Source organism: Pseudarthrobacter sp. NBSH8, from assembly GCF_014217545.1.
In the GTDB taxonomy this organism is placed as follows: Bacteria; Actinomycetota; Actinomycetes; order Actinomycetales; family Micrococcaceae; genus Arthrobacter.
Genome location: NZ_CP043178.1, coordinates 2,764,945 through 2,778,216 on the forward strand (window position 1 = coordinate 2,764,945; position 13,272 = coordinate 2,778,216).

Here is a 13,272-nt window from a genome sequence, read left to right on the forward strand (position 1 = left end):
AGCACTCTTGGGGCGGTCAGCCGGTGTGGGGCCCAACCCCGGGTGGCCCGCCGGCTGGGGGCACACCTCCGCACAACCCGTACGGCGGCCCGCCGCCCTTCCAACAGCCCCGCTACGTGGCCCCGCCCAAACCCGGCATCGTTCCCCTGCGGCCGCTGATGTTCGGCGAGATCCTGGACGGCTCCTTCCAGGCGATCCGGCGCAATGCCAAGGCCATGCTGGGCGCCGCGCTGCTGGCGCAGACACTCGCCGCAGTGCTGACGGCAGTCCTCACGGCATTTTCCGCCACGTCGGCGGCGTCGCTGGAGACCTGGGCGGAGGGACTGTCAGAGCAGGATCTGGTGCCGGTGGCGCTCACCTTCGCGTCCGGCGTCGTGCTGGCCTCGGTGCTGACCGTTTTCCTGTCGGCGGTCCTGCAGGGCGCCATGGTGGTCCCGGTCGCCAGGTCCGTCCTCAACCGCCCCACTGGCTTCAGGCAGATGTGGGCACTGGCGCGGTCCCGCGCGTGGGCACTGATCCGCCTCGCGGCGCTGCTGGTCGGCGCCGGGCTCGTCGTAGCGCTGCTGTTTGCGGCGCTGGCAGTGCTGCTGGTCAGCACGGTGGGTGGAATGGGCGCCCTGATCCTGATCCCGCTGGGTCTCGTGTGCTTTGTGCTGTACATGTGGGTCTACATCAAACTGATGGTGGCTCCCGCTGCCGTGGTGGTGGAAGAGCTCGGGGCGGTGGCCGGCATACGCCGCTCCTGGGAACTCACACGAAACAGCTGGTGGCGGCTCCTGGGCATCACGTTGGTGGTGGGCATCATGGTGGGGGTTATCGTCCAGATCGTCACCATTCCGGTCTCTCTTCTCTCCGGCTTTTACACCGGAGTGGTCTCACCGCATGGTGGTGCCGAGCAGGCTATGACGGCGGCCGTGGTGGCGGGCGTTGCCACCGCGATCGTTGGTGCGATGGTGGGAGCGGTGGGGTTCGCTTTCCAGACCTCCGTTATGGCGCTGCTCTACCTTGACCTCAGGATGCGCCGGGATGGACTGGATATCGTCCTGCTCCGGTTGCTGGAATCGGGCGCGGATCCCGACGGCGTCCCGGGCCGCGGCGTCGCGGCCTACAGGGCAGGACCCGGCCAAACTCCGCGGCCGCCCTACGGGGGACCGCCAAACGGAACGCCACCGTTCGAGGCATGGCCCGATGGCCGCTGAACCACCGGTCCTGCCCGGCCGCGACGAGGCCCGCCGCTGGGCCGAAGAAGAACTTGCCAAGCCTGAATACCGTGACGCGGCCCCCGGCTGGCTGGACAGCGTCTGGGCGGGCATCCTGGACTGGCTGCGGTCCCTGGACGGCCTCTCCGGCCCGGACAGCACCGTCGCGGCGCCTTGGATCGGCGTGGCCTTCGCCGTGCTGATCGGCGCGACGGTCATCCTGGCCCGCCCGCGCCTCAATGCAAAAGCCAAGCGTGCCGCAGACGTGTTCGACGCCGACGCAACAGTCAGTGCCACGGCCTACCGCCAGCGTGCGGAAGCCGCAGCCGCAGCCGGCGCCTGGAGTGCCGCCGTCGTGGACTGTTTCCGTGCGCTGGTGCGCACGGCCGAGGACAGAACGGTTCTTGACGCGCGGCCCGGCCGGACCGCCGACGAGGTGGCACACGAACTGGCCACGCCGTTTCCGTCAGAGGCCGGCCACCTGACGGAAACTGCGCATACCTTCGACGGGATCCGCTACGGCAATGAATACGCGGACCAGGCTGACTATGCCGCCGTGCGCAGGCTGGACGTCACCCTGCAGTCCCTCACGCCGGCGAGCGCGGCCCTGCCCTCTGAACGTGACGAACCGGCGGTTCCGCGATGACGCAGGGTCCCACCATGCAGAACCCTTCGCTGGATCGCCTGACGCCCAACCTTCTGACGCAGAGTGCACCGGAGGCACAGCCGGGTTTCGCCCCTGCACTCCAATCGGATTCCGGGTCAGATTCCGGGTCCGGTACCGGTACCGGTTCCTGGCTCCGGCGGCACCGCGGCGGGGCAGCGATCGGCGCGGTGGCCGCCGTTGGACTGGCGGTGGTCATTTCCACCCAACTCGCGTCAAAGGGCGATTCCCTGCCCTTGTCCGTCCACAACGCCGGGCCGGCCGGCGCCAGGGCGGTCAGCGAGATACTGGGCCGCCACGGAGTCGAGGTCCAGGATGTTGAATCCTTTGACTCGGCCACCGCGGCACTCGCGGACCGGCCAGGTGCCACCCTGCTCCTGTACGACCGGAGCGGATTCCTGGACCAATCCCGGCTGGAACAACTGACCGCAGGTGCGGGACGCGTGGTGCTGGTGACGCCGCGGCTCGGCACGCTGAAGGCCCTCGATACCGGCATCAGCCAGGCGGGCGTGGTGCCGGAGTCAACGGCGCTCCTGGCACCGGGCTGCGATCTCAGCGATCCCGCCGCGGCAGGTGCTGTGTCCGGAACCGGCGGCTTCCTGTACGACGGCGGCACGGTGTGCTTCAGCCCGCCGGGAAGCACCGCCGGGCTGCTTGCCCGCACGGACGACGGCGGCCTGACCGTCCTGGGCAGCACCGCCCTCCTCAACAACGGCGGGCTTGCCGACCCTGGCCATGCCGCGCTGGCCCTGCGGACGCTGGGCAGCTCAGGGGACCTCGTCTGGTACCTGCCCGGACTGGGCGACGCGGCCGCTGCGGAGTCAACGCAGACACTTGATGACCTTGCCCCTGACTGGGTGGCTTTCCTGGGGCCGTGGCTGGTCTTTGTGGCCGTGCTCGCCGTCGTATGGCGGGGGCGCCGCCTGGGCCCGCTCGTCTTTGAACCGCTGCCTGTGGTGGTCAAGGCCGTGGAGACCGCCGAAGGCCGCGCGCGCCTCTATCAGGATTCCCACGCACTGGACCGGGCGCGGGACAACCTTCGGGCCGGCACCCTGGTTCGTCTGGCACACGCCCTTCGGGTTGGATCCGAGGCCACTGCCGACGACGTGGTGCAGGCAGCGGCCCGGCACCTGGGCCGGCCGGCCACCGACATCAGCGGCCTGATCCAGGAAAGCCCCAGTACCGCAGCCAGGCTGGTGCAATGGTCACAGGAACTGGACAAACTAGAGAACGAGGTCAGGACCCGATGAACGAACCGTACGGCGCCCCGCAGATCATGGACACTTCCCCGCGGACGCCCGATCCCGCCCGGCAGGCACTGCTGGATGTCCGCCATGAGGTAGCCAAGGCCGTGGTGGGCCAGGATGCCACCGTCACGGGACTCCTGATCGCGCTGCTGTCCCAGGGGCATGTGCTGCTCGAAGGCGTGCCCGGGGTGGCCAAAACACTCCTGGTACGGGCGCTGTCCGCCGCGCTGAGCCTGGACACCAAACGCGTACAGTTCACCCCTGACCTGATGCCCGGCGACATCACCGGTTCCCTGGTCTACGACTCGCACACCTCGGAATTCAGTTTCCGCGAGGGGCCGGTCTTCACCAACATCCTCCTGGCCGACGAAATTAACCGGACGCCGCCGAAGACGCAGGCCTCCCTGTTGGAGGCCATGGAGGAGCGGCAGGTCTCGGTTGACGGCGTGTCCCGGCAACTGCCGGGGAACTTCCTGGTGGCGGCAACCCAGAACCCCGTGGAGTACGAGGGAACCTATCCCCTCCCCGAAGCCCAGCTGGACCGGTTCCTGCTCAAGCTCACAATGCCGCTGCCCGGCCGGACTGACGAAGTGGAGGTGATCCGGCGGCACGCTGCCGGCTTCAATCCGCGCGACCTTGCTGCGGCCGGTGTCCGCGCGGTGGCCGGCGCCGAGGATCTCGAACGGGCACGGCAGGGAGTGGCCACCGTTGCCGTCGAACCGGAAATCATCGGCTACATCGTGGACCTGGTGCGCGCAACGCGGCAGGCGCCCTCGTTCCAGCTGGGCGTTTCGCCCCGCGGCGCGACTGCGCTGCTGAACACCTCCCGTGCCTGGGCGTGGCTGTCCGGCCGCAGCTTCGTCACCCCCGATGATGTCAAAGCACTGGCGCTGCCGTGCCTGCGCCACCGGGTGGCCCTGCAGCCTGATGCCCAGATGGACGGGGTCCGCGTGGACGATGTCCTGGGCAGCATCCTGGCGTCCGTCCCCGTCCCCCGCTGATCCGCTCGCACATGGCACTCTCCGGACGGTTCGTGTTGCTGGCACTGCTGGGCCTGGTGCCGGTACTGCTGTTCCCCGGCGGGGGAACAGTCCTGGAGGTGGTCGGGGCGCTCGCTGTCCTCCTGGGCCTGGACCTTGTACTGGCCGCGTCCCCGCGGGCCATCATCGTCACGCGCGCCGATCCCGGCAACGTAGCCCTGCACGGCATGGCTTCTTCGGTCCTCAACCTGCGCAACGGTGGCCGACGACGACTGCGGGCGACCGTCCGGGACGCGTGGCAGCCGTCTGCCGGGGCCGTGAATCCGGTCCAGGACCTGGACATCCCCGCCCTGGAAAGCGGCCGGATGACCGTCCGGTTGCAGCCGGTCCGCCGTGGCGACATGGCCGCCCGGCACGTCACTGTCCGCTCCCATGGACCCCTTCGGCTTGCGGCACGCCAACGCACGTTTGACTGCAGCGGCCTCCTCCGGGTCCTGCCGCCGTTCCATTCCCGCAGGCACCTGCCGTCGAAGCTCAGGAAACTCCGCGAACTCGACGGCAAGGCCGCCGTGCAGATCCGTGGTGCCGGCACCGAATTCGACTCCTTGCGGGACTACGTCCGCGGGGACGACGTCCGGTCCATCGACTGGCGCGCAACCGCCCGCCGGTCCGCCGTCGTCGTCCGCACCTGGCGCCCGGAACGCGACCGGCGTGTGGTGATCTTGCTGGATACCTCGCGCACGTCAGCCGCGAGGATCGAGGACGAACCCCGGCTGGATACCGGCATCGAAGCGGCACTCCTGCTGGCGGTGCTGGCCGAGCGTGGCGGTGACAGAGTGGATTTCCTGGCCTACGACCGCCGTCCGCGCGCCAGGGCCGGCTCCGCCACCACCGGCAACCTCCTGGGGCAGCTGGTGCAGGCGATGGCGCCCCTGGAGGCCGAACTGATTGAGCTTGACTGGTCCAGCCTTCCGGGCCAGATCCGGGCGGTCTCCGCACACCGGTCCCTGGTGGTGCTGCTGACGGCCCTGGACGGCGGGGCACCGGAGGAAGGGCTTATTCCCGTAGCCGCGCAGCTCGCGCAGCAGCACGTTGTGGTGGTGGCCGCTGTCCGTGATCCCAGGCTGGGGCAGATGCTGCGTGAGCGTGAGAACGCCGCCGGCGTATACCGGGCGGCAGCGGCTGAACGCGTACTCCTGGAACGGGCCGCGGTCAGCGCCGAGCTCCGGCACCACGGGGTGGAAGTGGTGGACGCGGAGCCACACCACCTGCCGCCGCAGCTTGCCGACCTGTACATCCGGCTCAAGGCGGCCGGTAGATTGTGAATCACCGCAGCGCCGCTGACGGTACCGGCCAGGAGGTCACCATGAACGTCCCTATTTACCGGCAGGCCCTGGGCGAGGACTACCACCGGCTGCAGCCTGAGCTGCAGGAGTACTTTTCCCTGGCGCCCGGCTCGGGGCATTACGGCGTCGGAGAGGGCGTGTTCGATGTTGTGGGCTGCCGGCAGGCCTGGCTGCGGCCTCTCCTCAAGCTCACCTCCGGCGAGGAAGCGTTTTTCCCGGATTACGGTGAAGGCATCCCCTTCCGGATTGAAAACCATGCGCACCAGGATCCGTTCGGCCGCTCCAGCCTGACCGCCCGACGGGAAATCCGTTTCCCAGGGCACGTGCGGATTTTCCAGGACACCACCAGCCTCGTGGATTCCGACGGCGGCCCGCGGCTGGTGGACTACCTGGGCCGTTTCCGGCGCATGGTGACTGACCTCAAGCTCAGTGTGACGGAGGAGGGCAGGCTGCGCGGCGTTTCCGACGCGTCCCGGCTGTTCATGGGACCCCTCCGGCTTCCGCTGCCGGCCACAGTTGACGCCAAGGCCTACGCCGAGCAGTGGTGGGACGGCGATGCCGGCGAGCACGGTCAGCACCGGATCCAGGTCAAGGTCCTGCAACCGCAGATCGGGCAGGTCCTTGTCTATGCGGGCGGCTTCGACTACCGCCTGCGTCCCTACATTGGCGGCAGTTCGGCGCAGAGTTTCCTGCCCCGCTACGCCCGGCCGGACCGTTGGGAAAACCGGACGTAGCCGTTGGCCGTAGTGCGTTCAAACGGCGGGCCCGCTCAGCCGTGTGCGCGCTGGTTCAGGCCGTCGGCCACCTGGGTGAGCCGGCCCAGCACCGCTGTGGCGGTGACTGGCGTATGGCCGGAAAGTCCCGCCGAGGGGGTGACCCGGATACTGCCCAGGGACGACGCCGGGAGCCCCAGCTCGTGCCATGGCCGCCAGACAGACTCCACCACGTCGGCCACCCTGGGCAGTGTGCCGCGGCTAACGTCCAGGGCGCCGGCCCAGATCCGTTTGCCTGCCTCCACCGCTGCGGCCAGCTGCTCCCATTGCCGTGTGGTCAAAGCCCTCAGCGGCACGGCCACGCCGTCGGCACCAGCGGCAATGATCCGGTCGATGGGGGCCTCAATTTCAGGCACGGAGATGACGATTTCGGCGGCCCCCGCGGCGCGCATTGCCTCGATCACCAGCTGCCAGGACTCGGTGACCTCCTGGCCACCCACCGCCCGCAGCGTGCGGTAACCGCTCGACGTCGGAATAGTGCCGGCCAGTACGGCGGCAATGTCAGGCTCATCGACCTGTACCACCAGCCGCGCGCCCGGAACCGCGCTGGAGATCCGGGACAGGTAACCACCAACCCCTGCGGCAAGTGAGTCGGCAATGTCCCGGCGCGCGCCGTAGTCGATCAGTGCCCGTTCACCGTTGTGCAGGTGCAGCCCGGCGGCAAGACCCAGCGGTCCCAGCAGTTGAACCTTTAGTTCGGGGGCCGTGGTGTCCTCGGCGCCCGCAACGTCGGCAAGGACATTGATGTCCGTGGACAGTGCAGACGCGGCCCGGCGGAAATCCTTGCCGGGACGGTCCACCAGCCGCCAGCCGTACGGCTGGATATCCACGGCCATTTCAACCAGGAGTGCGGCTGTCCGCCCCAGGGCGTCGGAGCCGACTCCACGGTCCGGAAGCTCCGCCAGGAACGGCAGGTGCGGGCTGCCGAGCTCGCCGCGGATAATGCGGGCAGCCTCCACGGGGTCCTCCCCCGGCCAGGGCCCAAGCCCGGTGGCAGTTACTTCCACTCTGCAGCGGCCTGGTGGTCCTCGGCGATGGCTTCATGATGCCGGATGACCTCGCCGATGATGAAGTTCAGGAACTTCTCCGCAAAGGCGGGATCGAGGTTTGCATCCTCTGCCAGCCGCCGGAGACGGGCGATCTGGGCGGATTCCCGGCCGGGGTCCCCTGCGGGGAGCCGGTGCGCGGCCTTGAGGAAGCCCACTTTCTGGGTGGCCTTGAACCGTTCAGCCAGGAGGTACACCAGGGTGGCGTCGATGTTGTCGATGCTGGAGCGGATGGACAGCAGTTCCGCCATCACCGAGTTGTCCACCTGGCCTGCCAGCGAACTCGCGGCGGCATCGTAGGTGTCGGTGTCGGGAACATCGTGGTTTTGCTGCGTCATGGTCCAAGTCTATGGGGCGGCCGGGGAAATCCTTCCGGTGTTAAGCGGCGGACGGATACCCCGCATGGGGGGCGGGATGTCCGTCTGGTGGTTCCGCGACTGTGGGGTCGCCGCTGTGGCGTCGCCGGGAGTGCCTACTGCGCCAACAGCGCCCGGTGTGCTTCCCGGCGTCGGGCCTGTTCGTCCGGATCAGGGACCGGCAGGGAGGCAATCAGCCGTTTGGTGTAGTCGTGCTGCGGCGCGCCCATCACCTGGCTGCCGATGCCCTGCTCCACGAGTTTGCCCTTGTAGAGGACGCCCACCCACTGCGACAGAATGTCCACCACCGCGAGGTCGTGGCTGATGAACAGCGCCGCAAACCCGAACTCGGCCTGGATTTCCTTGAAGAGTTCCAGGACCTTGGCCTGCACCGAAACGTCCAGGGCCGACGTCGGCTCGTCAGCGATGAGCAGCCGCGGGTTCAGGATCAGTGCCCGCGCCAAAGACGCCCTCTGGCGCTGCCCGCCGGACAGCTCGTGCGGGTACCGTTCAGCGTACGACGCCGGCAGCTGCACTGATTCGAGCAGTTCAGCAACGCGTTTGCGCGCCTGTGCCGGGCTCGGGTCGGTGTGGATGATCATGGGTTCCGCTACACAGTCGCCGATGGTCAGCTGCGGGTTGAAGGACGCAGCCGGATCTTGGAAAACAAAGCCGATGTCCTTCCGGAGGGGTTTGAACGTACGCTCCTTGAGGTTCAGCATCTCGTAGCCGAGTACCTTCAGGCTGCCGCCCGTGGTCCGGTTCAGGCCCGCGATGGCCCGGCCGATGGTGGTCTTCCCTGAGCCGGATTCGCCCACCAGTCCAAAGACTTCGCCCTGGGACACGGTGAAGCTGACCCCGTCCACGGCCTTGAAGGCCGGCGTTCCCAGCCTGCCGGGATACTCGACGGTCAGGTTGGTTGCCTCCACCAGCACCGGTGAGCCCTGGTGGGCGCGTTCCAGCAGGCCCTCCGAGGCCGAGTTCCGGCCCAGGTGGGGCACGGCGGCCAGCAGCTTCTTGGTGTAGTCCTCTTTGGGTTCGGCAAACAGCACCCGCACCGGCGCTTCCTCCACCACGTCACCCTGGTACATCACCACCACGCGATCCGCGAGATCGGCCACCACGCCCATGTTGTGGGTGATCAGCACGATCGAGGTGCCGTACGTGTCCCGAAGGTCCCTGAGCAGCTCCAGGATTTCGGCCTGGACGGTGACATCCAGGGCGGTGGTGGGTTCATCAGCCACAATCAGTCCCGGGTTCAGGGCAAGCGCGGCCGCGATCACCACGCGCTGTTTCTGGCCACCGGAGAACTGGTGCGGATAGTAGTTGACCCGATGTTCCGGATCCGGGATCCCCACCTTCCGCAGCGCTTCAATGGCACGGACCTTGGCATCCCTGGCCGAAACCCGCTTCCCGCCGGCGTGGGCACGGATGCCCTCGGCAATCTGCCAGCCCACGGTGAACACCGGGTTCAGGGCCGTGGAGGGCTCCTGGAACACCATGGCCACATCGCGGCCGCGGATCTGCCTCAGCTTCGCGGCGCTGACGCTGATCACGTTGTTCCCGTTAATCAGGACGGCGCCCCCGCTGGTGGCAGTCTCCGGCAGCAGCCCGAGAATGGTTTTCGCGGTCACGGTTTTCCCGGAGCCGGATTCGCCCACGATGGCCAGGACTTCGCCGGAGCGGACGTCGAGGCTCACATCCTTCACGGCGTAGACGTCTCCCCCGTCCGTGGCGAAGGTGACCTTCAGGTGGTCGATCTCCAGAACTGGCTGGTCTGCCGGCCTGGACTGGTCAGATACCGCATCAATATTGATGGTCACAGTCCTCTCACATCCGCTGCGATGGCAGCCTGCGCGGCCGCGGTTGATGGTCCCGGGGCGCCCTTGGCGCCCGCAGCCTTGCGCCCGCGCAGTCGCGGATCGTTCAGGTCGTTGATGCTTTCACCCACGAGGGTGAGGCCAACCACCGTCAGTACGATGGCGATGCCGGGGAACACACCGGTCCACCAAATACCGGAGGAGGCATCGGACATCGCCTTGTTCAGGTCAAAGCCCCATTCAGCGGCGGAGCTTGGCTCGATACCAAAACCGAGGAAGCCCAGGCCTGCCAGAGTGAGGATGGCTTCGGAGGCGTTCAGCGTGAAGATCAGCGGCAGGGTCCGGGTCGCGTTGGAGAAGATGTGCCTCCTTATTATCCTGGCGCTGGAGGCGCCAACAACCTGCGCTGATTCCACAAACGGTTCAGCCTTGAGCCGGATGGTTTCAGCGCGGATCACGCGGAAGTACTGAGGCACGAACACTGCAGTGATGGCGAACCCGCAGGCCAGGATTCCGCCCCAGAATCCAGACTGTCCCTTGTTGATGGCAATCGACATCACGATAGCGACGAGGAGCGTCGGGAAAGCGTAGATTGCGTCGGCAATGACCACCAGCACGCGGTCCAACCAGCCGCCGAAGTAGCCGCTCACCAGGCCGAGGAACACCCCCAGGAAGATAGACATCAGCACGGCAGCAACAATCACCGCCAAGGCTGTCTGCGATCCCCAGATCACCCGGGACAGCACATCGTAGCCGCCCACCGTCGTTCCCAACAGATGCTTGCCACCGGGTTCGGCCTGCGCCGGGAACGAACCGGTGTCATCGGAAATCTGGGAATACCCGTAGGGCGCCAACAGCGGCGCAAAGATCGCAGCCACGACAAAAACAGCGCAAAGAACGACGCCGATGAGCAGCATGGTGCGTTGCAGGCCAACGCTCTGGCGGATGTGGGACGAGACCGGAAGCCGGTCCAGCAAGGACTTCTTTGTTGGTTCCCTTGATGTGGTGCCCATCAGTACCTCACTCGCGGATCAATCAGGGCCGCGGCAATGTCCACTGCGAAGTTGGTGATCGCCACAATGACGGCGAGCAGCATTACGATGCCTTGGACTGCCACAAAGTCACGCGCAGTGAGGTACTGGGCCAACTGATAGCCCAGGCCCTTCCACTCGAACGTGGTTTCCGTCAGCACCGCACCGCCGAGCAGCAAGGCAATCTGCAGACCCATCACCGTGATGATGGGGATCAGTGCAGGCTTGTAGGCATGCTGGGTCACCAGTCGGTATTCGCTGACTCCACGGGACCTGCCCGCCTCAACATAGTCCTTGCCCAGTGTGCCGATCACGTTGGTGCGGACCAGGCGGAGGAAGACGCCAGCGGTCAGAAGGCCCAGCGCGACGGCGGGAAGAACCGCGTGCTGGACGATGTCACCGAAGGCCGACAGGTTGCCGCTGCGCAGTGCGTCCAGCCAGTAGACACCGGATGGCGATGCGAGCCTGCTCATGGCCAATTCCGTTGTGGTGGAGGCGCGTCCGGCCACCGGGAACCAGCCCAGGCCTACAGAGAATGTCAGCTTCAGGAGCAGGCCTGCAAAGAAGACAGGGGTGGCATAGCAAAGGATGGCGAACATGCGCAGAAAAGCATCAGGAACTCTGTCGCGCTTGTGGGCGGCAAACATACCCAGCGGAATTCCTACGAGCAGCGCCACCACAAGGGCGTTGATGCTCAGTTCCAGGGTGGCGGCACCAAATTTGACCAGCATCTCGACCACAGGCCGGCCATCTGAAATGGTCCGGCCGAAGTTGCCGGTGGCGATGTTGCCAAGGTACTCGATGTATTGAATGAAGAGGTTCCGGTCATATCCGGCCTGGTGAACCAAGGCGTCAATTTGTTCCTGCGGAAGGCGTCCGCCCTGGGCAGCGGTAATGGGATCGCCGGTGATCCGCATAAGAAAGAAAACGAGGGTGACGAGGATGAAGATCGTGGGGAAAATCAACAGGAAGCGAATCAGGATATATCTCCCGAGGCCACCTCCCGCAGATTTGGAGGTGGGTGCCGCTACCGTTGGCGGCGGCGCATCTATCAATGTGGCCATGCTGAACCTGCTTGGTCTGGAAAGCGAAAAGTGTTGAGCCAACACGTAGGAGGCAGGGCCGGCCGGCCCTGCCTCCTACGCAGGTGCAACAGGTGCTACTTGGAAACGGTGCCGAGCCGGAACTTGAACGACGCGTCCAGCGTCGAATCCACGCCCTTTACGTTGGTCCCCGAAACAGCCACCTGGGCGCCTTGCAGCAGCGGCAGGGTGGAGATGTCCTTGGCCAGAAGGTTCTGGACCTCCTGTATGGTCTTCTCACGCTCTGCCTTATCAGCTGTCACAAGCTGCTTGGCGATCAGCTTTTCGACCTCGCTGTTGGAGTAGTGGTTGTTCATGAAGCCACCGCCCACAAAGAAAGGTGTCAGATAATTGTCCGCGTCGCTGAAGTCCGGGAACCAGCCCAGCTGGAAAACGGGGTAGCTGTCTTTCTTCGACGCCGCGTTATACGTGACCCACTCGGTGGACTGAAGATCCACAGAGAACAGTCCGCTCTTCTCCAATTGGTCCTTGACCATGGCGTATTCGTCACCGGACGAATTGCCATAGTGGTCAGGGTTGTACTGCAGTTTGATAGTCACGGGGCCCGTGATGCCGGCGTCGGACATGGCCTTCTTGGCTTTGTCGGGGCTGGGATTGCCGGAGCCATCCCCGTACGCCTGCTTGAAGGATTCGTTGGCGCCCACGAAGCCGGACGGGACATTGGACCACATCGGCAAGTACGTGCCCTTGTAGACCTGGTCCGAGATGGCCTGGCGGTCAACGAGGTCAGCGACCGCCTGACGGACGGCAAGCGCCTTCTTCGAATCCGCTTCGGGGGTCTTGGCGCCGAACGGCATGGTGTCAAAGTTGAAGACGATGTACCGCATCTCGCCGCCGGGTCCGACATGGACCGTGACGTTGGAATCCTTCTTGAGGTCATCGATGTCCGTGGCACTCAGGCTGCGGTTGGCAACATCGATCTGGCCACCCTTGACCTCCAACTTCATGTTGGTCTGGTCCGTGTAGTACTTGACCGTGGCCCCTGCGTTGGCAGGCTTGCCAAGAACGCCCTTGTAGTCCGGCCAGGCCTTCAGGCTGACCAGAGAGTTCTTGTTGTAGGAGTCGATGATGTACTGGCCGTAGAAGGCGTTGGCCTTGACAATTTCCTCGTCACTGAGGAGCTTGTCTGCCGGGAAGACTTCATCGTCAACGATCACGGCTGCCGGGCTGGTCAGAATCTGCGGGAACGTTTGGTCGTTGGCCTGCTTCAGCGTGAAGACAACGGTGCTGGCATCGGGGGTGGCAATGGACTCGATGTTGGTCAGCAATGATGCCGGGCCATTGGGATCGTTGATCTTTTTCTGGCGATCAAACGAGAACTTGACGTCTTTGGAATCCAGCACGTGTCCATTGGCCCATTTGAGGTCGCTCTTGAGCTTGACCGTGAATTCGGTGGGCTTCGTGAATGATGACGATTCGGCAAGGTCCGGCACGGGGTCGGCGCCACCGGGCTTGGAATTCAGCAAGAAGGAGTAAATCTGGTTGATCATCATAAACGAACCGTTGTCATACGAGCCTGCCGGGTCCAGTGCTACGACCTTGTCCGTGGTGCCGTACGCAATGACGCTGCTTGCATTCTCCGAGGCTGTGCTGCCACCGCCACCATCTGTGGGGCCGGTGCAGGCCGTCAATGCGAAAGCGGAAACGCCTGCGAGCGCGATAACGCTCCGCAAGGCTTTGGTGCTCTTGGTCATCTGTGAACTTTCT

The 13,272-nt window shown here is 65.7% G+C and carries 12 protein-coding genes; 6 read left to right on the plus strand and 6 right to left on the minus strand.

Going from position 1 to position 13,272, the window contains the following annotated elements:
* Positions 1-116 precede the first annotated feature (116 nt).
* Genes FYJ92_RS12675 through FYJ92_RS12700 form a run of 6 tightly spaced genes read left to right on the plus strand, consistent with a single transcriptional unit; the run spans position 117 to position 6,170 of the window.
* Entirely contained in the window at positions 117-1,199 is a 1,083-nt protein-coding gene (locus FYJ92_RS12675) for a hypothetical protein (protein WP_185261033.1), read from the plus strand.
* On the plus strand, positions 1,189-1,845 hold the full coding sequence (locus FYJ92_RS12680) for a DUF4129 domain-containing protein (RefSeq protein WP_185261034.1): 657 nt from the start codon (positions 1,189-1,191) through the stop codon (positions 1,843-1,845). Before FYJ92_RS12675 ends, FYJ92_RS12680 begins: the two co-directional genes overlap by 11 nt.
* A 14-nt stretch (positions 1,846-1,859) precedes the next feature.
* Complete coding sequence (locus FYJ92_RS12685; protein WP_255482064.1) at positions 1,860-3,113, plus strand: DUF4350 domain-containing protein; 1,254 nt, start codon at positions 1,860-1,862, stop codon at positions 3,111-3,113.
* Positions 3,110-4,111 (plus strand): MoxR family ATPase, encoded by a 1,002-nt coding sequence (locus FYJ92_RS12690; protein ID WP_185261035.1) that lies wholly within the window; start codon positions 3,110-3,112, stop codon positions 4,109-4,111. Before FYJ92_RS12685 ends, FYJ92_RS12690 begins: the two co-directional genes overlap by 4 nt.
* Positions 4,112-4,122: 11 nt before the next feature.
* Complete coding sequence (locus FYJ92_RS12695) at positions 4,123-5,415, plus strand: DUF58 domain-containing protein (RefSeq protein WP_185261036.1); 1,293 nt, start codon at positions 4,123-4,125, stop codon at positions 5,413-5,415.
* Positions 5,416-5,456: 41 nt separating this feature from the next.
* Complete coding sequence (locus FYJ92_RS12700) at positions 5,457-6,170, plus strand: DUF4166 domain-containing protein (protein WP_185261037.1); 714 nt, start codon at positions 5,457-5,459, stop codon at positions 6,168-6,170.
* 35 nt (positions 6,171-6,205) lie between these two features.
* Here the strand turns inward: FYJ92_RS12700 and FYJ92_RS12705 are convergent, their stop codons facing one another.
* The 6 genes from FYJ92_RS12705 to FYJ92_RS12730 all read right to left on the minus strand — a co-directional run bounded on the left by FYJ92_RS12705 (position 6,206) and on the right by FYJ92_RS12730 (position 13,259).
* On the minus strand, positions 6,206-7,216 hold the full coding sequence (locus FYJ92_RS12705) for a hypothetical protein (protein WP_185261038.1): 1,011 nt from the start codon (positions 7,214-7,216) through the stop codon (positions 6,206-6,208).
* Positions 7,207-7,593 carry a chorismate mutase gene (locus tag FYJ92_RS12710; protein WP_185261039.1) on the minus strand — a complete coding sequence of 129 codons (387 nt, stop codon included), beginning with the start codon at positions 7,591-7,593 and terminating at the stop codon, positions 7,207-7,209. Before FYJ92_RS12710 ends, FYJ92_RS12705 begins: the two co-directional genes overlap by 10 nt.
* A gap of 134 nt (positions 7,594-7,727) precedes the next feature.
* Positions 7,728-9,434 (minus strand): ABC transporter ATP-binding protein, encoded by a 1,707-nt coding sequence (locus FYJ92_RS12715; protein WP_185261040.1) that lies wholly within the window; start codon positions 9,432-9,434, stop codon positions 7,728-7,730.
* Complete coding sequence (locus FYJ92_RS12720; protein ID WP_185261041.1) at positions 9,431-10,444, minus strand: ABC transporter permease; 1,014 nt, start codon at positions 10,442-10,444, stop codon at positions 9,431-9,433. The genes FYJ92_RS12715 and FYJ92_RS12720 overlap by 4 nt, the downstream gene beginning before the upstream one ends.
* Complete coding sequence (locus FYJ92_RS12725) at positions 10,444-11,526, minus strand: ABC transporter permease (protein WP_185261042.1); 1,083 nt, start codon at positions 11,524-11,526, stop codon at positions 10,444-10,446. Before FYJ92_RS12725 ends, FYJ92_RS12720 begins: the two co-directional genes overlap by 1 nt.
* A 95-nt stretch (positions 11,527-11,621) precedes the next feature.
* Positions 11,622-13,259, minus strand: a complete 1,638-nt coding sequence (locus tag FYJ92_RS12730) for an ABC transporter substrate-binding protein (RefSeq protein ID WP_185261043.1) — start codon at positions 13,257-13,259, stop codon at positions 11,622-11,624.
* Positions 13,260-13,272: the final 13 nt, after the last annotated feature.